Origin of the sequence: Mesorhizobium sp. B2-8-1 (genome assembly GCF_006440955.1) — a bacterium.
In the GTDB taxonomy this organism is placed as follows: domain Bacteria; phylum Pseudomonadota; class Alphaproteobacteria; order Rhizobiales; family Rhizobiaceae; genus Mesorhizobium.
The window spans coordinates 156,799-182,097 of the sequence record NZ_VFTX01000005.1 but is presented as its reverse complement, the minus strand read 5'-3'; the positions used below and the strand labels follow the sequence as shown (position 1 = coordinate 182,097).

Sequence of the window (25,299 nt, the reverse complement as noted above, 5' to 3'; positions counted from 1 at the left end):
TAACGCGGCCGGATTGATTCCGCCAGAGAAAAAACCGCCGCTAAGGCTTTTTCCCAAGAAGGCGCTCGAACCGTGATCCGAAAATGGGATCCGGTTTTCGGATAGGCCCATGTCGAACGGGCTGGCCCGTTCCACTGGAACGCAACCGAGAGCGAGGCAAAACAAAAGGGCCGGCTGAACCGGCCCTTTTGGCAAGCTGCTGCAAACGTCAGATGATGACGACCTTGGTGCCGACCTTGACGCGGCTGTAGAGGTCCATGACGTGCTCGTTCATCATGCGGAAACAGCCATTGGAAGCGCTGGTTCCGATCGACTGCGGCGCGATGGTGCCGTGGATGCGCAGATGCGTGTCCTTCTTGCCGTCATAGAGGTAGATGGCGCGGGCGCCGAGCGGATTCTGGCCGCCGCCGGGCATGCCGTCCTTGTACTGGGCATAATGCTTGGGCTCGCGCTTCTGCATGTCCAGCGTCGGGATCCAGCGTGGCCACTCCTGCTTGTCGCCGACCGCCACGGTGCCCTTGAACTGCAATCCTTCGCGGCCGACCGCGATGGCGTAGCGGCGGGCGGTGGACGATGATTCCACCAGATAGAGCCGGCGGGCACTGGTATCGATGACGATCGTGCCGGCCTCGTAACCGGTGAATTCCACGTCCTGTGGCACGAACTCCGGCTTCACCTTGAACGGCTTCTTGGCGTTTTTCCTGGCGAGCGCCGAATCCAGCGCACGGGTCTCAGGCAGATAGTTGATCGAGGACGATGCCATCTGGCCGCCAAACAGTCCGGCGAACAGGCCGCCGCCGGTGCGCTGTTTCTGGCCAGGCAGCTCGCTGCGCAATTCGCCATTGTTGCCGGTCAGCGCAACGTTCATCACCTCGGCCGATTCCGGTTCGGCCGAAGGAATCGGCTCGATCGGCGTCAACGGCTCGATGATCTTCGTGATCTTCTTGGCCGGCTTGGCCGCGGCCACTTCGGTCGCCGGGGCAGTCTTGCCTTTCTTGGCCAGGAACGCCTGCCGTTCCGCCTCGGCCTTCGCTTTCGCCGCCTCGCGCATCGCCATCTTCCTGGCTTCCAGCGCCTTGGCCTTGGCGGCTTCCTTGTCGGCAACGATCTTGGCCTCGATCTTTTTGATCTGGGCGAGATCGTCCGGTGTCGGATTTTTCTTCTTCTTGAGAAGCCTCAACTGCGCCGCATCGCTCTTGGCTGCGACGTTGATGGCATCGGTCTTGCCGACCGACTGATTGGCGGCCAAATTGGCTGGCACGCCGGCGAAAGCCGGGGAGCTCATGCCGAGTGCGGCGCAAAGTCCCAGGAAGATGAAGCTGCGAAGCTGCATGGCGAAGATCCGATCGTTCAATATTTGTTGCCCACGGCGTCGCCCGGCATCCCCCAAGGACACCGAAAATGCCGCGCGCAATCTATAGTCGAATAAGCGCGGGCGCCTCAAGCGCGAGGCCGCTGCACTTCCCGTCGAATCTTCGTGATGCCGCCGCATTTGCCGCGACTGTGGTCAAACGACAACAGATCGGCTGAGTGTAAGAGATCAGAGCGGGCCGAGAGCCCGGCGGCGAGGACCGGAACCGAGCGCAGTTCGGTTGTAACGACGCAGAATGCCGGCGTTCGCACGCCGGCGCTCCCTGTCAGATAGCCCTTGAACGAACCCGGATTATTGGTTCGGAACCTGCGGCGCCGCGGGCGCGGTGCTGGCGCCGTTGGTCGCCGGCGACGTCGAGCCGGCGGCGGGCGGCGTGGCCGGAGGCGTTGTCGCGGCTCCGTTGCCGGAAGGCGGCGTCGGCGCCGCGTTGCCGGAAGGCGGCGTCGGGGTGGTCGTGCCAGGCAATTGGTTGAGTACGCCCTTGCCGGCGCCGTCCGATGTTGCGGGAACGCGGTCGAGAATGTCGATCGGCTTCTCGCCGTAGCGGGCAATGATCGACAAGGTCAGCGACGTCACGAAGAAAGCGGCCGCCAGAATCGCCGTCGCCCGGGTCAGCGCATTGGCGGCGCCGCGCGCCGTCATGAAGCCGGATCCGCCACCAATGCCAAGGCCGCCGCCTTCGGAGCGCTGCAGCAGCACAACGCCGACAAGGGCCAGAACGACCATGAGATGGATGACGATCAGTACGGTTTGCATAGTTTATCCTGGCAATGCCCTGCCCGGCCGCGGACACGACCGGGGAATTGGAGGCGGCTCAATACAATGCTTTCACGGCATTTCCAAGCCCGTGGCCGGAATATGGGAAGCAAGGCGTCCTTTACAACGATTTCCCGTGCGCCGCGCCCGCTTCGGCGCCGCGCGAAGTCATCAGGAGATGCTGCGATAGGCTTCCGCGATGCCCAGGAAGTCGGCCGCTTTCAGGCTGGCCCCGCCAACCAGCGCGCCGTCGACATTCCTGACCCCAAGCAGTTCCACTGCATTGGACGGCTTGACCGAACCGCCATAGAGAATGCGCATCTTGCCCGCGGCGGCGCCGAGCTTCTCCGACAGTTTTTCGCGAATATGCGCATGCGCTTCGGCTACATCGGCGACGGTCGGGGTCAGGCCGGTGCCGATCGCCCACACCGGCTCATAGGCAACGATCGTGTTGGACGCGGTAGCGCTTGCCGGCACCGAACCGGCAACTTGGCGTGACAGCACGTCCAGCGTCGCGCCCGCTTCGCGCTCCTGCCGCGTCTCGCCGATGCAGACAATGGCCACAAGCCCGGCGCGCCAAGCTGCGGAGGCCTTTGCCTGAACTGTGGCATCATCCTCGCCGCGCTGTTCGCGGCATTCGGAATGGCCGACGATGACGTGGGTCGCGCCCGCATCCTTCAGCATCTCCGCGGAAATGCACCCGGTGTAGGCGCCGCTCTCCTTGGCGTGGCAATCCTCACCGCCGGCATGAACCGGCGTACGCGACAGAATCTCGGCGGCATGGGCGAGCAAGGTCGCGGGAACGCAGACCAGCGCCTCGGTGTCTGCGTCGAGCCCGCTCATGAAACCGTTGCCGATCATCCTGAGTTCGTTGAGCGAGGCGCTGGTACCGTTCATTTTCCAGTTGCCTGCGACGAGCGGGCGAATTCCTGGCGTCATCGTTTACTTCTCCGGGTGACATTCGGCTGGCGTTCTCACTACCAAAATCAAGCCACAAAGCAATCGACAGTGGACCGGAAGGGCGCTATTGCGCTTGTTTCAGACTCGGCGCATCCGAAAATGCGCATAAATCGGAAGTAACGATGCTTGGTATATTGAGAAGCGCGGCGGGCACCTGGGTCGCGAAGTTACTGCTTTCGCTGCTGGTGGTCAGTTTTGCGGTCTGGGGCGTATCGGGACGGCTGATGGGTGGCCTTGCCGGCCACGACTCCGTCATCACGGCCGGCGGCACCAAGGTGTCGATCAACGAATACCGCCTCGCCTATGACCGCCAGCTCGCCGTCATGTCGCAGCAGTTCGGTCAGCGCCTCACCCACGAACAGGCAAAGGCGCTCGGCGTCGACAACCAGGTGTTGGCGCAGCTTGTTTCGGGCGCGGTCCTCGACGAACAGGCTCGCAAGCTCGGCCTTGGCCTGTCCAAGGACCGGCTGGCGGAACTCACCCGCGAGGATCCGGCGTTCAAGGGCCCCGGCGGACAGTTCGACCGGAGAGCCTTCGAATACAGGCTGCGTGAGGTTGGCATGCGCCCGGAGGATTATTTGAAGAATCGTGCCCAGGTCGCGGTGCGCCAGCAGATCGTCGAGGCGGTTTCGGACGGCCTCAAGGCGCCTGACACCTTCTTCAAGGCGGTGGCCCTGTACCGTGGCGAGGATCGTACGGTCGACTATCTGACCTTGCCGAAGGCGCTGGTCGAACCCATCGAGGCGCCGAGCGACAGCGCGCTGCAGGCCTATTTCGAGGCCAACAAGAAGACCTATGCCGCGCCCGAATACCGCAAGTTTTCCTATGTCAGGCTCGAGCCGCAGGACATCATGGATACGAGCTCGGTGACCGACGCCCAGGTCAGCGACGACTACAACAAGAACAAGGCGCGCTACACCACTCCCGAGATGCGCACCATAGAGCAGCTTGTGTTCAAGACGCCGGACGAGGCCAAGGCCGCGCTCGATTCGTTGAAGTCCGGCGCAACCTTCGACAAGCTCGTCACTGCGGAAGGCAAGACCCCGGCCGACACGCTGCTCGGAACGCTCGCCAAGGACAAGATCGCCGACAAGGCGGTCGCCGACGCTGCTTTTGCGCTCAACGTCAATGAGGTCAGCCCTGTCGTGCAGGGTGCCTTTGGTCCCGTGCTGCTGCGCGTCACCGAGATCAAGCCCGAAGTCGTGAAGCCGCTGGCCGAAGTGTCGGACCAGATCCGCAAGGACCTGGCGCTGGGCGAGGCAAACCGCATCCTTCTGGACGTGCATGATAATTACGAGGACAGTCGCGCCGCCGGCAGTTCGCTGGCCGACGCCGCCGCCAAGCTGAAGCTGAAGGTCGTCACTGTCGACGCGATCGATCGCAGTGGCCTGCGGCCCGATGGCTCCATCGTCAAGGATCTGCCGGAATCGCCGGCCCTGATCAAGGCTGCCTTCGATGCCGAACCGAATACTGAAAACGAGGCGCTGACCACGGCCGATAACGGCTTCATTTTCTATGAAGTGGCTTCGATCACGCCGGCCCGCGACCGCACGCTGGACGAAGTTCGCCAGAAGGTCGTTGCCGACTGGACCGCGGCCGAGACGGCCAAGCGGCTGACCGCCAAGGCGCAGGAGCTGGAAAAGCGGCTCAAGGCCGGCGCAACGCTCGACGTCATTGCCGGCGAGCTCAAGCTGGAAAAGCAGACCAAGCGTGGCCTGAAGCGCGAAGCCGACGACGCCGATTTCGGCAAGGAAGGTGCAGCGGTGATGTTCGGCGTCGGCGAAGGCGGCACCGGCTTGATCCCCTCTCCCACCAGCGACGCGCAAATCCTGTTCAAGGTCGCCGAGGTGTTCGAACCCGCCGGGGCCGATGCCAGTTCGGTGCCCGAGGACGCGCGCAAGTCCTTCACCTCCGGCATGTCGGACGATCTGCTCGACCAGTTGGTGGCGCAGTTGCAGACGCAGTACGGCGTCCGCGTCGACCAGGCTGCCGTTGCCCAAGCCTCGACAAGATGAGCGCGCTGAAAACCCATATCGCCAAGGTCGCGACCGGCACCGCCCTGTCCTTCGACGAGGCGCGCGAGGCCTTCGACATCATCATGTCGGGCGATGCTACGCCCGGCCAGATCGGCGGCTTTCTGATGGCGTTGCGTGTGCGCGGCGAGACGGTGGACGAGATTTCGGGCGCCGTCGCCACCATGCGCGCCAAGATGCTTCGCGTCGACGCACCTGTCGGCGCCATCGACATCGTTGGCACCGGCGGCGACAATTCGCACTCCGTCAACATCTCGACGGCATCCGCTTTCGTCATCGCCGCCAGCGGGGTTCCGGTCGCCAAGCATGGCAATCGCGGGTTGTCTTCGCTGACCGGTGCGGCCGACGTCCTGACCGCGCTCGGCGTCAAGATCGACCTCACGCCGCAGGCCATCGGCCGCTGCATCCACGAGGCTGGTGTCGGCTTCATGTTCGCGCCGGCACATCACCCGGCGATGAAGCATGTCGGCCCGACCCGCGTGGAGCTCGGCACCAGGACCATCTTCAACTTGCTCGGTCCGCTATCCAACCCGGCCGACGTGCGCCGGCAGATGGTCGGCGTATTCATGCCGGAATGGATCATACCGGTGGCCCAGACGCTGAAGGCGCTGGGCACCGAGCATGCCTGGGTCGTTCATGGTGACGGCTACGACGAGATCACCACCACGGGTGAAACGCATGTCGCCGAACTGATCGGCGGCGAGATCCGCACCTTCACCTTGACGCCCGAAGCGGTTGGCCTGACCCGTCACACCAAGGAAGAACTGCGCGGCGGCGACGCTGCCTACAACGCCGAGGCGTTGCGCGCTATGCTGGGTGGCGCCGTGGGCGCTTTTCGCGACACCGTGCTGATGAACGCCGGCGGCGGCTTGGTGGTGGCGGGCAAGGCGACGACGCTCGCCGACGGCATGGCGACGGCAGTGCAAGCCATCGACAGCGGCCGGGCGCTGCAGGTGCTCGACCGGCTGGTCGAGATTTCGAACGGTTAGACAGATGTCGGACATCCTGCGCAAGATCGAGGCCTACAAGCGCGACGAGATCGCGACGGCCAAGGCGCGCGTGCCGCTGGCCGAGATCAAGGCGCGGGCGAAAGACACTGACGCGCCGCGCGGCTTTCTCACGGCGCTTGAGGCGAAGCGCAGATCCGGCGGCTTCGCTCTGATTGCCGAGATCAAGAAGGCAAGCCCGTCCAAGGGCTTGATCCGCGCCGACTTCGATCCGCCAGCGCTCGCGCGGGCCTATGCAAAGGGCGGCGCCGCCTGTCTTTCGGTGCTGACCGACGCACCGTCTTTCCAGGGCGCGCCGGAATTTCTCACCAAGGCAAGAGCCGCCGTCACCCTGCCCGCGCTGCGCAAGGATTTTCTGTTCGATCCTTATCAGGTCCATGAAGCTCGCGCCTGGGGGGCGGACGCCATCCTGATCATCATGGCCAGCATAGATGATGATTTGGCGAGCGAGCTTGAAGCGACGGCATTCGAACTCGGCATGGATGCGCTGATCGAGGTCCACGACGAGGCCGAGACGGAGCGCGCACTGAAGCTGTCGTCGCAATTAATCGGCATCAACAACCGTAATCTGCGGACATTCGAGACCCGTCTCGAAACCTCGGAACGACTGCGGGCGATGATTCCGGGCGGTTACTTGCTGGTCAGCGAAAGCGGCATCTTCTCTCATGACGACTGCCTCAGATTGCAGAAGAGCGACATCGGCACCTTCCTGGTCGGCGAAAGTTTGATGCGCCAGCAGGATGTGACCGCGGCAACGCGCGCGCTGCTCACCGGCAAGGCAGCGGCCGAGGCCGTCTGACGATGACGGCCGCCCTCACCCATCTCGGCCCGCAGGGCCAGGCCAACATGGTCGATGTCGGCGGCAAGGACGAAACGACGCGCACCGCTGTCGCCGAGGGTTTCGTCTCGATGCGGCCCGAGACGCTGAAGATGATCCTGGCCGGCAATGCCAAGAAAGGTGATGTGCTGGGCACCGCGCGCATAGCCGGTATCATGGCAGCGAAGAAGACGCATGAGCTGATCCCGCTCTGCCATCCCCTGCTCTTGACCAAGGTCTCCGTCGACATTGAGCCCGATCCTGCGCTGCCCGGACTGAAGATCACCGCGCTGGCGCGCGTCACCGGCAAGACCGGCGTCGAGATGGAAGCGCTCACCGCGGCTTCGGTTGCCTGCCTGACCATTTACGACATGGCCAAGGCGGTCGACCGCGCCATGGTCATCACCGGCATCCGGTTGGTCGAAAAGACCGGCGGCAAGTCGGGCGACTACAAAGCCGCTGGCGAAGATGGGGCGGTCGCCTGATGGCGCTGCTTCCGGTCGCAGCAGCGCTCGAACGCCTGCTGGAGGGTGCTGCGCCGCTTGCGAGCGAAAGCGTTTCGCTCCTCGAGGCCGTGGATCGCGTTCTCGCGGAACCGGTGGTGGCGTTGCGCACCCAACCGCCCTTCAACGCCTCTGCCATGGACGGATACGCGGTCCGCGCTGTCGATGTCGCGTCCGTGCCGTCCCGGCTTTCGGTGATGGGCGTGGCGGCGGCCGGGCGCGGCTTTGACGGCGCCGTCGGCAAGGCGCAGGCCGTGCGCATCTTCACCGGTGCTCCGCTGCCGCAAGGCGCAGACACCATCGTCATCCAGGAAAACGTTCGTGACCTCGGCGGCGGCAGCATCGAGGTGGTCGAACCGACGGCCGAGGGGCGCAACATCCGCCGCTTCGGGCTCGATTTCTCCGAGGGCGACATCCTGCTGGAAAAAGGCCGCGTGCTCGATCCGGCAGCACTGTCGCTTGTCGCCTCGGCCAACCATCCCCGGGTGGGCGTCGTAAAGCGGCCGCTGGTTGCCATCATCGCCACCGGCGACGAGCTGCTGCCGCCCGGCAGCGAACTCGGCCCCGACCAGATCATTTCGTCAAACGCCTATGGCGTCGCCGCCGCCGCGCAATCGGTCGGCGCGCATGCGCTTGATCTCGGCATTGCCGCTGATCGCGAGGAAGCCATCGCGGCGCTGGTCAGGAAAGCGGTCGCGGCCGGCGCTGATGTCGTCGTCACGCTTGGCGGCGCCTCGGTCGGCGACCACGATCTGATCCATGACGTGCTGACCGGCGAAGGCATGACGCTCGGTTTCTGGAAGATCGCCATGCGTCCCGGCAAGCCGCTGATGTTCGGCCGCCTCGGCGACATCAGGTGCATCGGCCTGCCCGGCAATCCGGCGGCGAGCCTCGTCTGCTCGCAACTGTTCCTGAAACCGCTCCTGGCACGCCTCGGCGGCCGCGATTTCCGGCAAGATATTCGTCAGGCAAGGCTGGGCGCCGCCATGCAGGCCAATGATCTGCGCCAGGACTATGTGCGGGCGGTGGTCAGGCAAGAGGCCGGCATGCTGGTGGCAACCCCTTTCAGCATCCAGGATTCCTCGATGCTGAGGATACTGGCCGACGCCAACGGACTGATCGTGCGCGAACCGTCTGCGTCCGCCGCGGCTGTAGGAAATGCCTGCAGCGTTATAATGCTGAGGTGAAGTTTCGCCGTTTTTCTACTCCGCAAGCAAAGTTCGTGTCAGCGGATGGACCGGATCAGCCAGGCCTTCGACAATGTCGTAATGATGTCGGTCCGGCTCGACCACCGCGCTCGTGACGGCACCAAGCCCTGTCCAGATATTGGCCAGCAAGGCGTTCTGGCGCAAGAACTCGGACCGCTCGCCGCCTCCGGCCCAGCACGTGACGCGAGCGCCATCCATGGGCCGCAGCAGCGCCGGGCTTTCCGTCAGCGCCTCGGCTTCATCGATTTTCAGCGCCGCGTTCATGCCGGTGCGCATAAGCGGACGCAGGTCATGCAGGCCCGAAATCGAAACGACGTGGCGTACGCGCCTTGCCACGCCGGCCGCCAGGGGCGTTGATGTCGTCGCCATGCGGCTGGCGAGATGGCCGCCGGCCGAATGCCCGGTCAGCATAAGCGGTCCCCCGACCATCGCCGCCGCCTTGCCGATCGCCGCGCCGATCTCGTGGGAGATGCCGGCGATGCGTATGGCGGGGCAGAGCGTATAGGACGGCATCGCCACGGCAAAGCCGCTGTCAACCGAGCCCTTGGCGAGATGCGACCAGCTATCCTTGTCGGACTCCAGCCAGTAGCCGCCATGGATGAACACGACGAGCCCCTTGGGTGCCCCGGCGGGAAGGAAGAGATCGAGCCGGTTGCGCGGCCTGTCGCCATAGGCGATGTCGAGCTGAGCCCTGCCCTTTGCCGCAAGCGCATCGCGAAATGCCTGCGCCGGTTCGACCCATGCAGCTGGCCAGCGATCGCTGCCGGCGATGTTGGCGCCGTTGGCGTAGGCATTGTCCCAATCGGCAATGCGATGTTCGAGCATCGGCACCCTCCCCCGGACGGCATCGTTTCAGCCGATAGCAATGGCGATCGACAGCGGCAACGTCAATGCTCCGGGGGCAAAACATTTTAGGCTTGAAACAAATTTCGACTGGTGCGATCCTGTGCCTTGTTCAGCGATGGGCGTGAGGCAGACAGGGGCAGCCGAAAATGCTTGGGCCATCAGCGCATATCGACACGTTCACGCGCGATAACCTGCCGCCGCCGGATCAATGGCCGGACTTCCTGCTCGACGGCTTCGACTATCCCGAACGGCTCAATGCCGGCGTCGAACTGACCGACAGGCTGGTCGAGAAAGGGTTGGGCGACCACACCGCGCTGATCGGCAACGGCCGCCGCCGCACCTACAAGGAATTATCCGACTGGACGAACAGGCTGGCGCATGCGCTGGTCGAGAATTACGGCGTCAAGCCAGGCAACCGGGTGCTGATCCGCTCGGCCAACAACCCCGCAATGGTGGCCTGCTGGCTGGCCGCCACCAAGGTCGGCGCCGTCGTGGTCAACACGATGCCGATGCTGCGCGCCGGCGAACTCGCCAAGATCGTCGACAAGGCCGAAATCACCACAGCGCTGTGCGACACCAGGCTGATGGACGAGATGACCGCCTGCGCCAAGGACAGCGCGTTCCTCAAGCAGGTCATCGGCTTCGACGGCACCGCCAACCACGACGCCGAACTCGATCGCGCCGCCCTCGACAAGCCCGTGACGTTTACCGCGGTGCAGACCGGGCGTGACGACGTCGCCCTGCTCGGCTTCACCTCAGGCACGACAGGCGTGCCGAAGGCGACGATGCATTTTCACCGCGACCTCCTGATCATCGCCGACGCCTACGCCCGCGAGATCCTGCAGGTGACGCCTGACGACATCTTCGTCGGCTCGCCGCCCCTGGCCTTCACCTTTGGCCTTGGCGGGCTCGCCATCTTCCCGCTGCGTTTCGGCGCCGCGGCGACGCTGCTGGAACAGGCAACGCCGCCCAACATGGTCCACATCATCGAAACCTACAAAGCGACGATCTCCTTCACCGCGCCCACCGCCTATCGCGCAATGCTCAAGGCCATGGACGAAGGGGCCGATTTATCGTCGCTGCGCGTCGCCGTTTCGGCCGGCGAAACCTTGCCGGCGCCGGTGTTCGAGGAATGGACTGAGAAAACCGGAAAGCCGATCCTTGACGGCATCGGCGCCACGGAAATGCTGCATATTTTCATCTCCAACCGCTTCGATGACATGAAGCCTGCCTCCACCGGCAAGGCCGTTGGCGGCTATCAGGCGCGCGTCGTCGACGACGAAATGCGCGAAGTGCCGCGCGGCACCGCGGGCAGGCTCGCGGTGCAGGGACCGACCGGCTGCCGCTACATGGCCGATGCCAGGCAGAGCGACTATGTCCGCGACGGGTGGAACCTCACCGGCGACACGTTCTGGCAGGACGAGGACGGTTTTTTCCACTTCGCAGCGCGCTCCGACGACATGATCGTCAGTGCCGGCTACAACATCGCCGGCCCAGAGGTCGAAGCGGCGCTGCTGGCGCATGCCGATGTCGCCGAATGCGCGGTGGTGGGCGCCGAGGATGCCGAGCGCGGCCAGATCGTCGAGGCTCATGTGGTGCTCGTGCAAGGCGTGGCGCCAGACGCAATGACCGTCAAGCGTCTGCAGGATCACGTCAAGGCCACGATCGCGCCCTACAAATATCCGCGCTCGGTAAAATTCATCGCCGCTTTGCCCAAGACGCAGACCGGCAAGATCCAGCGCTTCCGGCTGCGCGCGGAGAAGATCAATTGAGCAAGCCCTACGACCCGTCCGCCGAGGGCGCGGAAATGTCGTTCAAGGAGCGCATGTCCTACAGCGACTATCTGCATCTGGAAAAGGTGCTCGAGGCGCAGGAGCCGCTTTCGTCAGCCCATGACGAGATGCTGTTCATCATCCAGCACCAGACATCGGAACTCTGGATGAAGCTCGCGCTGCACGAAATCGGCGCCGCAATCCGCTCCATCCGCGCCGACCGTCTCGAACCGAGCTTCAAGATGCTTTCGCGCGTCGCCCGCATCTTCGAGCAGCTCAACAATGCCTGGGACGTGCTGCGCACGATGACGCCCAGCGAATACACCGAGTTCCGCGACGCGCTTGGCCAGTCCTCGGGCTTCCAGTCGTGGCAGTACCGTGCCATCGAGTTCATGGCCGGCAACCGCAATCTCGCAATGCTCGGACCGCACAAGCACCGGCCGGACCTCAGCGAGAAACTGGAGGCGATCCTGGCGCAACCGTCGCTCTACGACGAGGCGCTGCTGCTGCTCGCCCGTAACGGCTTCGACATCGGTGCCGACGCAAGGCGTACGGACTGGCGCGAAACGCGGACCGAGAACGAAGAGGTCCTTGTCGCCTGGCAGATCATCTACCGCGACCCGCAGCGCTACTGGATGTTCTACGAACTCGCCGAGAAGCTGGTCGATTTCGAGGATTATTTCCGCCGTTGGCGCTTCAACCACGTCACCACGGTCGAGCGCATCATCGGTATGAAGCGCGGCACCGGCGGCACATCGGGCGCGTCCTACCTGAAGAAGATGCTGGAGGTGGAGTTGTTCCCGGAGCTGTGGAAGGTCCGCACCCGGCTCTGACGTAGCTTTGCCGACTGCATATCGTTATCCCGAACCCACTGCGCTTTTCTGAGCGACAGGCTCTTAAGTCACCGCCGCCTTGACGGCGAAACGCGCCTCCTGCCACGCGTCCGTGCGCAAAATGTCTTCCAGCACCTCGACAGCCTGCCAGACATCGACATAGCCGACATAAAGCGGCGTAAAGCCGAAGCGAATCGTGGATGGCGCGCGGAAATCGCCGATCACGCCGCGCTCGATCAAGGCCCGCATCACCTGATAGCCATGCGGGTGGAGGAACGAAACCTGGCTGCCGCGCTCATTGCCATCGCGCGGGCTTTCGAGTTCGAGGCCGTAGGCGCCGCATTTTGCCTCGACCAGTTGGATGAACAGATCGGTCAACGCCATGCTCTTCCTGCGCACCTCTGCCATGTCGACGTCGTTCCAGACATCGAGCGCCCCTTTGAGCGCGCGCATCGACAGCACAGGCTGCGTGCCGCAGAGAAACCGGCGGATGCCTGTGCCGGCAGCAAAACCCTGTTCGAAGGCGAATGGCCGCGCATGGCCCCACCAGCCGCTGAGCGGCTGGCGGACATCGCCATGGTGGCGCTCGGCCGCGTAGATGAAGGCCGGGGCACCCGGGCCGCCATTGAGATATTTGTAGGTGCAGCCAACGGCGAAATCGGCATTCGAACGGTCGAGCTCGACGGGCAAGGCGCCGGCGGTATGGCAGAGATCCCAGACAATCAGCGCGCCGGCATCATGTGCCGTCCGCGTCAGCGCGGCCATGTCGCGTAACTGCCCGGATTTGTAGTTGACGTGGTTGACCAGGATGACCGCGACCCGCTCGTCGATCAGTTCTTCTATGGTCGGCGCATCGACACCCTCGAGCCGCAGCACCGTGCCCGGCCGCGTCGAGGCAACGCCTTCGGCCATATAGAGATCGGTCGGAAAGCTGTCCCCCTCGGCGATGATGACTGACCTGTCCGGCCGCATCCCGAGTGCCGCATGCAGCACCTTGTAGATGTTGATCGAGGTGGTATCGCAGACCACCGTCTGGCCGGCGGCGGCCCCGATCAGGCGCCCGAGTTGGTCGCCGAGTTCGACCGGCATGTCGAACCAGCCGGCGGTGTTCCAGGCGCGGATGAGATCCTGCGCCCACTCCTGCGTGGCGGCCTTCTGCAGCTCGCCGAACACGGCTGGCGAAGCGGCGCCCAGCGAATTGCCGTCGAGATAGATCACCCCCTGGGGCAAGGTGAAGCGGTCACGCATGGCACGCAGCGGATCCGCGGTGTCCATTGCCTCGATCGCTGCGAGATCGGGAATTTTGCTCATGGTCGCGATGTTCCTCGGTGAGAAGAGCGCCCTGGAAACGGGCCGGCTGTTTTGCCGCCCGGGCAAGGGCTGGCCGCATAGAGGCGCAAGAACAGGGTGAACGCCCGGTTCGATCTTTGCTCGATTTCCGCCCGAGGCAGTTCCTCGAGCACCCCAACGATCCGGCGAACCTGGAGATCGCCGATCAAAAGACTGATGTAGATGTCGGCGGCTTCGGCAGGATCGTCACAGGCGATCGGGCCGGCCCGACTTGCGGTTCGAAGCAGGTCGCCAACAAGCGGCATTATGGTATTGCGGCCGAATTGCGCGATCGATTGGCCAAGCGTGCCTGTATCGTTGACGTCGCCGGCCGCGGCGCGATTGAGCGCCACCGCCTTGTCGCCCGTCACGAGGGTCAGCAGGACTGGCCCGAGCAAGTTCAGGGTTTCGAGCGGATCGCGCGCCTGGTGAAGGGCGTCCTCCAGCAGCTTCCTTGCCTCTCCCGCATTGGCTTCGATCAAGGATCGAAACAGGGTCTGCTTGTTGCCGTACCAGTTGTAGAGGGTTTCGTTCGAGGCCGATGCCCGCTTGGCGATAGCAAGCAGGGAGGCGCTCTTGTAGCCGGCTTCCCGGAGCACCGCATAGGCGGCCTCCTCTATCCGTTCGCGTCGCGCGGCCTGCTTCGGCGTGGTCATTGGTGTTCCTCTTCGAAAACCGTACATTATTATACGGTTTCGTCAAGCGAACGAACGAACGCAGCCCGTCGCGACCAGTGGTGGTGTCTGGCCGTTTTCCGGCGGAAGTTGGCATTTTGGTTTCGTTTCGTTCACGAGCCGCAGGGGTTTCTAATCCGCCCAAACGCACCCCGCACCTGCCGGTCACCCAGCTTGCAGGCTTGTGCCAAGAGTGGAGACCGGTCGGGCCACAGGCCATTAACCAAAATAGTTTCAAAGGGCCCGGGAGCGCATTGACGACGGACCGCGCTGGCAGGATGCTGGCTGCGGGAGGGCATTTCGTTTCCGTCGCCTTAACAAATTCATTAAACTTTAAATGGTTGCGGAACACAACTGGAACAGATAGTGTTTGTTCTGGGTTTGTTTTCTGATTCTGGTTCCAGACCCTTCGTGCAATGCCTTTGGGGGCCGCCATGCTCACGCGCAAGCAACATGAACTCTTGATGTTCATCCATGAACGGCTGAAGGAAAGCGGCATTCCGCCGTCCTTCGACGAGATGAAGGAAGCGCTGGACCTCGCCTCCAAGTCGGGAATTCATCGGCTGATCACGGCGTTGGAGGAGCGCGGCTTCATTCGCCGCCTGCCCAACCGGGCGCGCGCGCTGGAGGTGCTGCGCCTGCCGGACTCGATCGCGCCGGGTCTTAACGCGGCAAAGAAGTTCTCCCCGAGCGTCATCCAGGGCAGCCTCGGACAGGGCAGCAGCCCTAGCCGGCAGATCAAGCCGGCGACGTCTTCGCGTCTGCCCGCTGCCGGCAATGACGACGATGCGGTTTCAGCGGTGTCGATCCCGGTCATGGGTCGCATCGCAGCGGGTGTGCCGATCGACGCCATCCAGCATCAGACGCATTCCATTTCAGTGCCGCCTGACATGATCATGGGCGGCGAACACTATGCGCTGGAGGTCAAGGGCGATTCGATGATCGAGGCCGGCATTTTCGACGGCGACACGGTCATCATCCGCAATGCCGACACCGCAAGTCCCGGCGAGATCATCGTGGCCCTGGTGGACGAGGAGGAAGCAACGCTGAAGCGCTTCCGCCGAAAGGGTGCTTCGATTGCGCTCGAGGCTGCCAATCCGGCCTATGAAACACGTATTTTCGGACCGGACAGGGTCAAGGTGCAAGGCAAGCTGGTCGGCCTGATCAGGCGCTACTGAGCGGGGTCGGCGGTGGGCTTTTCGGGTTTACGGTAAGGCGGCAGTCCCCTTGCCTCGCGTGAGAATTTCCGCTGTTCGTGCCAAGGCCGATATGGCCTGTCGACGGCAAAGCTGACCCGTGCCGGTGCCGTCGCCGATTGCTGGTCGAAGAAGACGGCGGCACTTCCCTTACGAGCGAGCTGCCGCTTGGTGATGACGAGAACCAGCGGATTGTGGCAGGGATCGTAGCCCGCGGGGTCGTTGATGACGATCAGATCCGCATAGGAGCAGGCCCTCCAGGCGTCCTTGCGATCCTCCACCTGCGCGATGATCGCCCCCGAGGTATGCCGGGCCATGCACAGGCCCGTGAAGCAATAGAAAGGCGCTCCCGCCGGAAGTTGCGCGGGATCGAAGATGTCGAACTGTCGGTCTCCGCTGTCGAACAGTTCCGGCGCAGCGATGGTTTCGGACTTCAGCGCGCGTTTCCAATTATCGACGGTGAATTCGTTCGGGCGCGCCCGGTTGATCGCGAGCTCGCCGCCGCCGATCGGCAACGCCACCAGGCGGGCATCCTCCGAAATCAGCACGTCCGGCGTGCGCGTGTCCGAGACGGTCAACAGGCCGGCGAGCGCGAAGGGAAGTGCCGCCAGCCGCAGCCATGTCGTGGCCATCGTCGCGATGACCAGGGCGATCGCCACCAGAAGGACGGATTGCTGCGAAATCAACCCGACCGCGTCGACCGGCGAGCGTTGCGAGATCCATCCTGATATGGCGATCATCGCGGCCAGTCCCTTGCCCATCAGATAAAGGGATGGTCCATCGAACCCGAACGGCATCAGCAGCGCGCTGGCAACCGCAAGGAACATCACGACAGAAACGATCGGCATGACGGCAAGATTGGCGAACAGGCTGAGCGGCGACACGCGCTGGAAATGCCAGATGGCGAAAAGCGCCGTGGCGCTTCCCGCGATAATCGAGGTCATCGCCAGCCCACCTGTCGCCAGCAGCAATTTTCGCGTCAGCAGGCCAGGCAAGGTCCGTTGCGGCGGCGGGGTCCGCGCTTTGTCGGCTTTGCGATCCGACCAGCCGGCATAGGCGCCGACCAGGGCCGCGGTGGCGGCGAACGACATCTGGAAGCTCGGCCCTACCACCTCGTGCGGCGACACCACGATGACGGCGATCGCCGAAATAGCCAGATTGCGCATGGTGAGTGCCGCCCGATCGAACAGAACGGCGATCAGCATCACCGCCAGCATGATGAAGCTGCGTTCGGCGGCGACAACGACGCCCGAAATGACGAGGTAGGCGGCGATCGAGAAAAGTGCCGCCGCGGCCGCGTATTTCTTGACCGGCCGACGGGAGGAAAAGTTCGGAAACAGCGCGAAGCCGCCACGCAGCAGACCCATGACGGTGCCGGCGACCAGCGCCATGTGCAGCCCGGAAATTGAGATGATGTGGTAGATGCCGGTGCGTCGCATCGCTTCATTGATCTCGTCGGGAATCCCGGCGCGAACACCCACGATCAGCGCCGCGGCGATCTCGCCCTCGGCGCCGCCGATGCTGCCCCTGATATGGTCGGCAATGCTTTCGCGAGCACTCTCGATGGCGGCTGAGAGGGCGGCCCACAACGGCCTGTCATCGGCTGAGACGATTTTGGGGTTGCCGAGAAAGAAGCCGCTGGCGCCTATGCCGGCGAAGTAGCTGTCGAAGGAAAAGTCGTAGCTGTCCGGCCGCACCGGCCCGGTCGGCGGCAACAGCCTGGCATAGCCGGTCACGAGGGAGCCGGCCGTCACTTCAGCCGGCACCTTGCGCGCCGAAAGGCGAACGCGCTCGGGCGCGTAGCGTAGTTTCGGCCGCGCGGTCGATGTCACATCGATGGTCAGCCGGATGCGCCCGGTCTCCATCTGGTCGACCGAAACGACGCGGCCGGTGATTTGCGTGGAGATTTCCGAGCCCAGCATCCGCGTTCCCGCTCGCCACGTCTCGACTTTGCCGGCGAGCATGCCGAGCGCGCACAACAGCGCCGCCATGAAGCACAGATGCGTTTTCGGCCATGAGCGTGAAACGAGCGCGCACAGCGACATCAGGATCGCGACCGCGACAGGCTTGGCAAAGCCCGGCTCCGCCGCCAGCGAAAAATACGCAATCGATCCGCACGCCAGGAACACCGGCACGAGCAGGAAGGCTATGCCCCGATCGAGTTCGAGCTCGGACGCTCTGGCCACGCCGTTGCGCAGACGAGGCCATGAAGCACGGCCGAACTCACGGCGCAGACGCACAGCCGCGCCGGCTGCGGGAATGCCGGGCGGCGTGGAAACATCCGCCGGCGGCGACTTGCCCGGCTGCTGTAGGGGCGGCAACGCCAGCGGCAATGAGGCGGGCGCGGGCATGGCAAAAAGGGAGCGTTCCCTGACGCCGGCAACGACGTCCTCGCCTTCCTCCGCGCCCCGGCCCGCTCCAGCCATCGGGTCTGCCCCTTGCGCCCTCGACACCCTATGCTACATGAACGCGCGACGCGCGAAAGTGCGTGTGATCCGCACCCCGCTCCAGACGTTTCCCGAGAGTTGTATGTCCGACAAGGTTGTCACCCGTTTTGCCCCCTCGCCCACCGGCTACCTGCACATCGGCGGCGCGCGTACGGCGCTCTTCAACTGGCTCTACGCCAAGCACACCGGCGGTACGATGCTGCTGCGCATCGAGGACACCGACCGCGAGCGCTCCACCGATGCGGCGACAGCAGCCATTCTCGAAGGACTGACTTGGCTCGGCCTCACCTGGGACGGCGACGCCGTCTCGCAGTTCGAGCGCGCGCCGCGCCATCGCGAGGTGGCCGAGGAGCTGGTGCGCATGGGCAAGGCTTACTACAGCTACGAGACCCCTGCCGAGCTTGAGGCAATGCGCGACGCGGCGCGGGCCAAGGGCTTGCCGCCGCGCTATGACGGAAGCTGGCGTGACCGCGACCCTTCGCAGGCGCCTCCTGGCGTCAAGGGCGCGATCCGCATCAAGGCGCCGACCAAAGGCGAGACGGTGGTGCATGACCGTGTCCAGGGCGACGTGCGCTTTCCCAACAAGGATCTGGACGACTTCATCATCCTGCGCTCGGACGGCAATCCGACCTACATGCATGCCGTCGTCGTTGACGACCACGACATGGGCGTCACCCACATCATCCGTGGCGACGACCACCTGACCAATGCCGCCCGCCAGACCGTGATCTACAACGCCATGGGCTGGGATGTGCCTTCAATGTCGCACATACCGCTGATCCACGGCGCCGACGGCGCCAAGCTGTCGAAGCGGCACGGCGCGCTGGGCGTGGAGGCCTACCGCGCCATGGGCTACCTGCCCGAAGCGCTGCTCAACTACCTGGCTCGGCTCGGCTGGAGCCACGGCGACGACGAGATCATGTCGATCCAGGACATGATCGCCTGGTTCGATATCGGCGATGTGAACAAGGGCGCCGCCCGCTTCGATTTCGCCAAGCTGGAGGCGCTGAACGGCGTCCACATGCGCCGCATGGGCGATGCCGAGCTGTTCGACATCTTCATCGCCACCTTGCCCTATCTCGAGGGCGGCCCGGCAATGGCCGCACGCCTCGACGACCGGAACAGGGCACAGTTGCTGGCAGCGTTGCCGGGGCTGAAGGAGCGCGCCAAGACGCTGGTCGAGCTTGTCGATGGCGCCGCCTTCCTGTTTGCCGCGCGGCCACTGCCGATCGACGAGAAGGCAGCCCTGCTGCTCAATGACGATGCGCGCAAGGTCCTGCGTGGCGCTCACGACGCCCTCGAGGCGGTTTCAGGCGACTGGACGGCGGCCTCGACTGAAGCCGCGATCCGGGACTATGCGACGGCCGGCGGCCACAAGCTCGGCGCCGTCGCCCAGCCCTTGCGCGCCGCCTTGACCGGCAAGAGCACCTCGCCCGGCGTGTTTGACGTTCTCGCCGTGCTTGGTCGCGAGGAGAGCCTGGCGCGCATCGCGGATCAAATCGATTAGGAGCAATCTGGCCCAAGAAGATTGGCATTGAAAGGCGCGTTTCGCAGTGCAACATTGAGCCTTGGCCCAATCTGGCACGCACTTCCTAAAATGCGGTCGCGAATACGCGCATTCGGTGACTTCGACGTGTCGCTTTGCAGAATTTGCCTTTGCCGGCATGAGGAAACAAGAAGGAGTTTGCAATGACCGAAGCTGCGACAAGACGGGAACTGGGCGGCAAGACCCAGGAAGCCACGGCAAAGCTGGAATTCGCCGGCAAGACGCACGAATTCAAGGTGCGAAGTGGTTCGGTCGGGCCTGACGTCATCGACATCGCCACGCTGTACAGCACCACCGGCGCCTTTACCTACGATCCCGGCTTCACTTCGACGGCAAGCTGCGAGTCCGAGATCACGTTCATCGATGGCGACGCCGGCATTCTCCTGCATCGCGGATATCCGATCGATCAGTTGGCCGAACATGGCGACTTCCTCGAAGTCTGCTATCTCCTGCTCTACGGCGAGCTGCCGACCAAGGCGCAGAAGGACGATTTCGACTACCGCGTGACGCGCCACACCATGGTGCATGAGCAGATGTCGCGCTTCTTCACCGGCTTCCGCCGCGACGCGCATCCGATGGCGGTGATGTGCGGCGTGGTCGGCGCGCTGTCGGCCTTCTATCACGACTCCACCGACATCTCGGATCCTTACCAGCGCATGGTGGCGTCGATGCGGCTGATCGCCAAGATGCCGACGATCGCGGCCATGGCCTACAAATACCATATCGGCCAGCCCTTCATTTACCCGAAGAACGAACTGAATTTCGCCGCCAACTTCCTGCACATGTGCTTTGCCGTGCCGTGCGAGGAATACAAGATCAACCCGGTCCTGGCGCGCGCCATGGAGCGCATCTTCATCCTGCACGCCGACCACGAGCAGAACGCTTCGACCTCTACCGTTCGGCTCGCCGGCTCGTCTGGCGCCAATCCGTTCGCCTGCATCGCCGCCGGCATCGCCTGCCTGTGGGGCCCGGCGCATGGCGGCGCCAACGAAGCGGCGCTGAACATGCTGGGCGAGATCGGCCATGTCGATCACATTCCGGAATTCATCGCCCGCGCCAAGGACAAGGACGATCCGTTCCGGCTGATGGGCTTTGGCCACCGCGTCTACAAGAACTACGATCCGCGCGCCAAGATCATGCAGAAGACCGCGCATGAGGTGCTGGGCGAACTCGGCATCAAGGACGATCCGCTGCTCGACATCGCCATGGAACTGGAGAAGATCGCACTCACCGATCCCTATTTCATCGAGAAGAAGCTCTACCCCAATGTCGACTTCTATTCCGGCATCACGCTGAAGGCGCTGGGCTTCCCCACCACCATGTTCACCGTGCTGTTCGCCGTCGCCCGCACCGTCGGCTGGATCGCGCAGTGGAAGGAGATGATCGAGGATCCGCGCCAGAAGATCGGCCGCCCCCGCCAGCTCTACACCGGCGCGCCGGAGCGAGACTATGTGCCGATCGCGAAGCGGTAAAAAGGAAGAAGTGAATAAGTGAGTAGTCAGTAGTCAGTAGGGAAAGAGCGGTAATCCTACTCACTACTCACTACTCACTACTCACTCTCTTGATATACCCCATCACCACCTGCGCGGCGATGTCGCCTGACGACTTGGCGGTTGTCATGCGCCGGGCGATCTCGGCGAACCCGTCCTTCTGCCATCTGCGCATGCCTGTGTCGGCGAACAGCGCTTCGAGCTGGCGGGCCAGATTGTTCGGCTTGACATACTCGTTGTAGAATTCCGGGATCAGCGCCCGATCCGATATCAAATTGGGCAGCAGCGCCGACCAGACCGAAACGAGATATGGCGCCACGATGCGCGCAACCGGGTCCAGCCTGTAGCAGGAGATCATCGGCACGTCAGACAGCGCCAGTTCAAGCGAAACCGTGCCGGACGCGATCAGCGCCGCGTCAGCCTTGCCGAAGGCCTGCCACTTTCGCTCAGGGTCGAGGATGATCTCGGGCTTCTCGTCCCAGCGAGCGACCGCCGAGCGCACGACATCGGCGACATGCGGCACGGTCGGCAACATCAGCCGCAGGCGATGCCCGCGTGCCCGCAGCATCGACACGGTCTCCCCAAACGGCTCGAGCAGCCGCCGCACTTCGCTGCGTCGCGAGCCGGGCAGGACGAGCAGCGTCTTCAGGCGATCCGGCGAAAGATCCCGCGGTTGGGCCTGCGTCCTGGCTGCCGAGAGCACGCCCGCGTCATGGGTGAGGCGATGTCCGACATAGGTCCCTGGCGGTCCGCCGAGCCTGCCTAGCTCCTTCACCTCGAAGGGCAGGATGCAGAGGATGTGGTCGACATAGGGCTTCATCGCCACCGCCCTGCCCGGCCGCCATGCCCAGACGCTGGGACAGACATAGTGGATAATCGGGATGGACGGGTTGGCCGCGCGCACTTTCCTGGCCACGCGCAGCGAAAAGTCGGGGCTGTCGATGGTGATGAGGCAGTCGGGCTTCGCATCCGCGACCGTGCTGGCCAGCTGGCCGATCCGCCGCATCAGCCGCGGCAGGTCACGCAAGATGGCGCTGAAGCCCATGAGGGCGATCTCTCCGGCGTCGAACGGCGAAACCAGCCCGAGCGCCTGCAGATGGCGGCCGCCGAGACCGACGATCTGCACCTCGCGCCCCGTCGACTGCTTGATCGAGCGCACGATGTCGGCGCCAAGCAGGTCGCCGGATTCCTCGCCGGCCACGATTGCGATCTTCAGCGCCTTGTCAGCCATGCGCCGGCTCCGCCGCTGGCAGGCCGACGATGAACAGACCGAGCGCGTTCGCCCGCGACAGCGTTGCCGGCCCTTCCAGGATCAGCGAGCGCCCCGCTTCGACGGCAATGCCGGCAAGCCCCGCCGCATGGGCTGCTTCCACCGTCTGCGGCCCTATCGACGGCAGGTCGGCCCGCAACTCCTGGCCGGGTTTGGCGCATTTGACCAGCACTCCGCGGGTCTTTCCGGCAAGCCTGCCATGGCCGCGCAGCGCGCGCGCTCTTTCGAGCAGGCCGCTCGTGCCTTCGATGCCTTCCAGCGCGATGGCCCGGCCTCCGATCGCAATCGCCGCCTGCCCGATATCAAGCGCGCCGATGGCCTTGGCGGCCAGCCTGGCCGCCTCGATGTCGCGCCAGTCCGATTGCTTTGGTTTCGCCGCGGTCAGTGTGCCTTCGCCGGCGGCCAGTTCGGGAACGACCTCATGCGCGCCGACCACTTTGATGCCCCGCTTCTCCAGGCCGCGTGTCACCACCTTCAAAAGTCCATCATCGCCGCGCGCCAGCGCCATGATCACCGATGGTACGATCGCCAGCAAGCCAAGGCTCGGACGGATGTCGGCCAGCCGGGGCCTGCGTCTGATTTCGCCGGCAAGGACCACATGAGTGATGCCGTGGCGCTTCAGCGTCGCCACCAGTGAACCGATCTGCTCAAGGGCGAGACTGTCGTGTTCGTATCGGAGCAACTCCTGCCGGCGGTCGGCCTCGCCTTCCATCAAGAGGATGAAGGGCGGGTAGCCATGCGCGGCCAGGCCTTGCGCGACTTCCACCGGCAGGCTGCCACCGCCGGCGACGATGCCGACCCTGGCCCCCGGCGAGAGAACGAAATCCGCTGCCGCCGCCTCAGTCTTCGTCATCGCCGTCATCGCCATCGCTCCCCTTGAGCGATGGCACAGCATAGTGCCGCTTGCCGCGACTGGAGATGAAATCGATGATCTTCATGGCGGTCGGTGACGTGGCGAATTCCGCCTTGGCGAATTCGATGTTCTCGCCAACGGTGCGCGAGCGGTCGAATATTGTCTTATAGACCCTGCGCAGCAGATAGATCTCGGATCTTGGCAGACCGGAGCGCTTGAGCCCGATGATGTTGAGGCCGCGCAGGCTGGCCCGATTTCCCGCCGCCATGGCATAGGGAATGACATCACCCACAAAAGCCGAGCACCCGCCAAGAAAAGCGTTGTCGCCTACCCGCACGAATTGATGAACGGCGCTGAGACCGCCGATATAGACGTTGTCGCCGATTTCGCAGTGTCCGCCCAGCGTCGCGCCGTTGGCGAAGGTGGCGTTCTTGCCGACGACGCAGTCATGGGCGATGTGGGCGTAGGCGAGAAAATTGCCATTGTCGCCGACCGTCGTTTCGCCGCGGCTGGTATCGGTGCCAACATGCATGGTGACGCCTTCGCGGATCGTGCAGTTCTCGCCGATGACGAGCGTGGTGCGGCCGCCCTTGTGCTTGGTGTTCTGCGGCGGCCCGCCCAGTATCGCCATCGGATAGACCTTGGTCGACGCGCCGATCGTCGTTGCGCCTATCACCGAGACATGGCTGACCAGTTCGACGCCGTCGCCGATCACGGCATCCGCGCCGACATAGCAGAGCGGTCCTATGCGGACGCCTTGGCCGATTTGAGCGCCTTCCTCCACGACGGAGGAAGGATGGATGGATGTCTTGATTTTCATAAGCATTCGATTGTCAGTCGCCGGTGACCATCATGGCTGAGATCTCAGCCTCGGCGGCCTTGTTGCCGTCGACCAGGGCTTCACAGGCGAATTTGAGCAGGTTGCCGCGTTTCTTGATTTTCTTGACATGGATCTTCAACTGATCGCCGGGAACGACCGGTTTGCGGAACTTGGCGTTGTCGATGGTCAGGAAATAGACCAGCGACGGCTTTTCAGTGCGAAGACTGCGGATGCAGATGGCCCCGGCAGTCTGTGCCATCGCCTCGACGATGAGCACGCCCGGCATGACCGGCTGCTCGGGGAAGTGACCCTGAAAATGCGGCTCGTTTATGGTCACGTTCTTGATGCCGGTGGCGGATTCGTCGCCATCGATGTCGACGATGCGGTCGATCATCAGGAACGGATAGCGATGCGGCAGGAGCTTCATCAGCCCCAATATGTCGACTGCTTCCAGCGTCGTCCCGGTGATGTCAGCCATTGCTCCCCTCGCCCTGTTTGCGGGTCCTGGCGAGCTTGCGCAGCATGGCTATCTCGCGCATGGCTTCCGCCATCGGCTGTGCCGGATAGCCGCCCCAGATCTCGCCCGCGGGCACATTGCTCATGAATCCGCTTCTCGCGGCAAGCTTCGCTCCCGATCCTATAGTCAGGTGATCCGCGAGCCCGACGCCGCCGCCCATGGTGACATTGTCGCCCACGACGACGGAACCGGAGATACCCGAAAGTCCGGCCACGATGCAATTGCGGCCGATGCGGACGTTATGGGCGATCTGCACGAGATTGTCGATCTTGGTGCCTTGGCCGATGATCGTGTCGGACATGGCGCCGCGGTCGACGGTGGAATTGGAACCGATCTCGACGTCGTCCTGGATGATGACGCGGCCGATCTGCGGAACACGTTCCGGCCCCTTGGCGCCGGCAACGAAGCCAAAGCCGTCCTGGCCGATCCGGGCGCCGCCATGGATGATGACGCGGTTGCCGATCAAGGCATACTGGACGCTGGCGCCCGGGCCGATATAGCCGTCACGCCCGATCTGGCAGGAACGGCCGACAACGGCGTGAGGCGCGATGACGGTGCCGGCGCCTATGGACACCGCAGGACCGATCACCGCGCCGGCTTCGACGACGGCACCTTCCTCGACATGTGCGCTCGGATCGATATGGGCATGCGGCGAGATACCGGTTTCACCGGTCATCGGACCAGGTGTCGCGGCCGTCGGAAACAGCAGTCGTCCGACCAGCGCGAATGCCTGTTGCGGACGGGGATGTACAAGGACGGCGATGGCGGCAGGCGCCTTGCCGGCGAACTCCGCCGGACACAGCACCGCGGCCGCCCGCAGCGACGGCATCAGCACGGAATTGCGTTTGCCATCGACGAAAACGAGTGCATTCTCGCCGCCTTCGTTGGCAGGCGCCAGCGCGTCGATGAAAACGCCGGACTGGCCGGAATCGACAAGCACCGAGCCGGTCAGATTCGCGACTTCGCCCGCCGTATACCGGCGTGATGGCGCGAAGAACACCGGATCGGTCATTCCAGAAGCTATATCCAGCTAGATCGGAACATTTTCTC

22 protein-coding genes are annotated in these 25,299 nt (G+C 64.0%); 10 read left to right on the top strand and 12 right to left on the bottom strand.

What is annotated here, in order from left to right; all coding sequences use genetic code 11:
• Positions 1-208: 208 nt before the first annotated feature.
• From FJ428_RS15380 to tpiA, 3 genes are all read right to left on the bottom strand, one after another.
• Positions 209-1,333, bottom strand: a complete 1,125-nt coding sequence (locus FJ428_RS15380) for a L,D-transpeptidase (protein WP_140498649.1) — start codon at positions 1,331-1,333, stop codon at positions 209-211.
• A gap of 330 nt (positions 1,334-1,663) precedes the next feature.
• Positions 1,664-2,128 (bottom strand): preprotein translocase subunit SecG, encoded by a 465-nt coding sequence (gene secG, locus FJ428_RS15375; protein ID WP_140515370.1) that lies wholly within the window; start codon positions 2,126-2,128, stop codon positions 1,664-1,666.
• 171 nt (positions 2,129-2,299) lie between these two features.
• On the bottom strand, positions 2,300-3,067 hold the full coding sequence (gene tpiA, locus FJ428_RS15370) for a triose-phosphate isomerase (RefSeq protein ID WP_140498652.1): 768 nt from the start codon (positions 3,065-3,067) through the stop codon (positions 2,300-2,302).
• A gap of 143 nt (positions 3,068-3,210) precedes the next feature.
• Between tpiA and FJ428_RS15365 the strand changes: the two genes are divergently transcribed.
• The 5 genes from FJ428_RS15365 to glp are packed head-to-tail and all read left to right on the top strand — an operon-like array spanning position 3,211 to position 8,635.
• Entirely contained in the window at positions 3,211-5,103 is a 1,893-nt protein-coding gene (locus FJ428_RS15365; protein ID WP_140498654.1) for a SurA N-terminal domain-containing protein, read from the top strand.
• The gene (trpD, locus tag FJ428_RS15360) at positions 5,100-6,110 is read left to right on the top strand and encodes an anthranilate phosphoribosyltransferase (protein WP_140515367.1); all 1,011 of its coding nucleotides are present in this window, start codon (positions 5,100-5,102) and stop codon (positions 6,108-6,110) included. Before FJ428_RS15365 ends, trpD begins: the two co-directional genes overlap by 4 nt.
• 4 nt (positions 6,111-6,114) lie before the next feature.
• On the top strand, positions 6,115-6,927 hold the full coding sequence (gene trpC / locus FJ428_RS15355; RefSeq protein WP_140879653.1) for an indole-3-glycerol phosphate synthase TrpC: 813 nt from the start codon (positions 6,115-6,117) through the stop codon (positions 6,925-6,927).
• 2 nt (positions 6,928-6,929) lie between these two features.
• A complete protein-coding gene (gene moaC, locus FJ428_RS15350; protein WP_140879652.1) occupies positions 6,930-7,430 on the top strand; it encodes a cyclic pyranopterin monophosphate synthase MoaC in 501 nt (166 codons plus the stop codon).
• Positions 7,430-8,635 carry a gephyrin-like molybdotransferase Glp gene (gene glp, locus FJ428_RS15345; protein ID WP_140879651.1) on the top strand — a complete coding sequence of 402 codons (1,206 nt, stop codon included), beginning with the start codon at positions 7,430-7,432 and terminating at the stop codon, positions 8,633-8,635. The genes moaC and glp overlap by 1 nt, the downstream gene beginning before the upstream one ends.
• 15 nt (positions 8,636-8,650) lie before the next feature.
• On the opposite strand, the gene FJ428_RS15340 is transcribed toward glp, so the two are convergent.
• Positions 8,651-9,481, bottom strand: coding sequence for an alpha/beta hydrolase (locus FJ428_RS15340; protein WP_140632812.1), 831 nt, complete (start codon positions 9,479-9,481; stop codon positions 8,651-8,653).
• A gap of 167 nt (positions 9,482-9,648) precedes the next feature.
• On the opposite strand from FJ428_RS15340, the gene FJ428_RS15335 reads away from it, so the two are divergent.
• Positions 9,649-11,274, top strand: coding sequence for an AMP-binding protein (locus FJ428_RS15335; protein ID WP_140879650.1), 1,626 nt, complete (start codon positions 9,649-9,651; stop codon positions 11,272-11,274).
• Positions 11,271-12,107: a tryptophan 2,3-dioxygenase gene (gene kynA / locus FJ428_RS15330; RefSeq protein ID WP_140498668.1), complete on the top strand. Its 837-nt coding sequence runs from the start codon at positions 11,271-11,273 to the stop codon at positions 12,105-12,107. The genes FJ428_RS15335 and kynA overlap by 4 nt, the downstream gene beginning before the upstream one ends.
• 63 nt (positions 12,108-12,170) lie before the next feature.
• On the opposite strand, the gene kynU is transcribed toward kynA, so the two are convergent.
• Both kynU and FJ428_RS15320 read right to left on the bottom strand, forming a co-directional pair.
• On the bottom strand, positions 12,171-13,418 hold the full coding sequence (kynU, locus tag FJ428_RS15325; protein ID WP_140564529.1) for a kynureninase: 1,248 nt from the start codon (positions 13,416-13,418) through the stop codon (positions 12,171-12,173).
• Positions 13,415-14,092: a TetR/AcrR family transcriptional regulator C-terminal domain-containing protein gene (locus FJ428_RS15320; protein WP_181167302.1), complete on the bottom strand. Its 678-nt coding sequence runs from the start codon at positions 14,090-14,092 to the stop codon at positions 13,415-13,417. Before FJ428_RS15320 ends, kynU begins: the two co-directional genes overlap by 4 nt.
• A 452-nt stretch (positions 14,093-14,544) precedes the next feature.
• On the opposite strand from FJ428_RS15320, the gene lexA reads away from it, so the two are divergent.
• Positions 14,545-15,288, top strand: a complete 744-nt coding sequence (lexA, locus tag FJ428_RS15315) for a transcriptional repressor LexA (RefSeq protein ID WP_140498674.1) — start codon at positions 14,545-14,547, stop codon at positions 15,286-15,288.
• Here lexA and FJ428_RS15310 read toward each other — a convergent pair.
• The gene (locus FJ428_RS15310; RefSeq protein ID WP_140879649.1) at positions 15,282-17,732 is read right to left on the bottom strand and encodes a ComEC/Rec2 family competence protein; all 2,451 of its coding nucleotides are present in this window, start codon (positions 17,730-17,732) and stop codon (positions 15,282-15,284) included. The two genes, lexA and FJ428_RS15310, sit on opposite strands and share 7 nt — an antisense overlap.
• A gap of 103 nt (positions 17,733-17,835) precedes the next feature.
• Between FJ428_RS15310 and gltX the strand changes: the two genes are divergently transcribed.
• Together gltX and gltA are read left to right on the top strand one after the other, a co-directional pair.
• Complete coding sequence (gene gltX, locus FJ428_RS15305; protein WP_140515358.1) at positions 17,836-19,260, top strand: glutamate--tRNA ligase; 1,425 nt, start codon at positions 17,836-17,838, stop codon at positions 19,258-19,260.
• Positions 19,261-19,442: 182 nt separating this feature from the next.
• Positions 19,443-20,771, top strand: a complete 1,329-nt coding sequence (gltA, locus tag FJ428_RS15300; RefSeq protein WP_140498678.1) for a citrate synthase — start codon at positions 19,443-19,445, stop codon at positions 20,769-20,771.
• 70 nt (positions 20,772-20,841) lie between these two features.
• Here gltA and lpxB read toward each other — a convergent pair whose 3' ends face one another.
• From lpxB to lpxD, 5 genes are read right to left on the bottom strand one after another with little or no spacing between them, the layout of a single operon-like run.
• Positions 20,842-22,020 carry a lipid-A-disaccharide synthase gene (gene lpxB / locus FJ428_RS15295; protein ID WP_140515357.1) on the bottom strand — a complete coding sequence of 393 codons (1,179 nt, stop codon included), beginning with the start codon at positions 22,018-22,020 and terminating at the stop codon, positions 20,842-20,844.
• Positions 22,013-22,927: an LpxI family protein gene (locus tag FJ428_RS15290; protein ID WP_140515356.1), complete on the bottom strand. Its 915-nt coding sequence runs from the start codon at positions 22,925-22,927 to the stop codon at positions 22,013-22,015. The genes lpxB and FJ428_RS15290 overlap by 8 nt, the downstream gene beginning before the upstream one ends.
• Complete coding sequence (lpxA, locus tag FJ428_RS15285; RefSeq protein WP_140498684.1) at positions 22,899-23,732, bottom strand: acyl-ACP--UDP-N-acetylglucosamine O-acyltransferase; 834 nt, start codon at positions 23,730-23,732, stop codon at positions 22,899-22,901. The genes FJ428_RS15290 and lpxA overlap by 29 nt, the downstream gene beginning before the upstream one ends.
• A 13-nt stretch (positions 23,733-23,745) precedes the next feature.
• On the bottom strand, positions 23,746-24,210 hold the full coding sequence (gene fabZ / locus FJ428_RS15280) for a 3-hydroxyacyl-ACP dehydratase FabZ (protein WP_140498686.1): 465 nt from the start codon (positions 24,208-24,210) through the stop codon (positions 23,746-23,748).
• Positions 24,203-25,261, bottom strand: coding sequence for a UDP-3-O-(3-hydroxymyristoyl)glucosamine N-acyltransferase (lpxD, locus tag FJ428_RS15275; protein ID WP_140498688.1), 1,059 nt, complete (start codon positions 25,259-25,261; stop codon positions 24,203-24,205). Before lpxD ends, fabZ begins: the two co-directional genes overlap by 8 nt.
• Positions 25,262-25,299 lie beyond the last annotated feature (38 nt).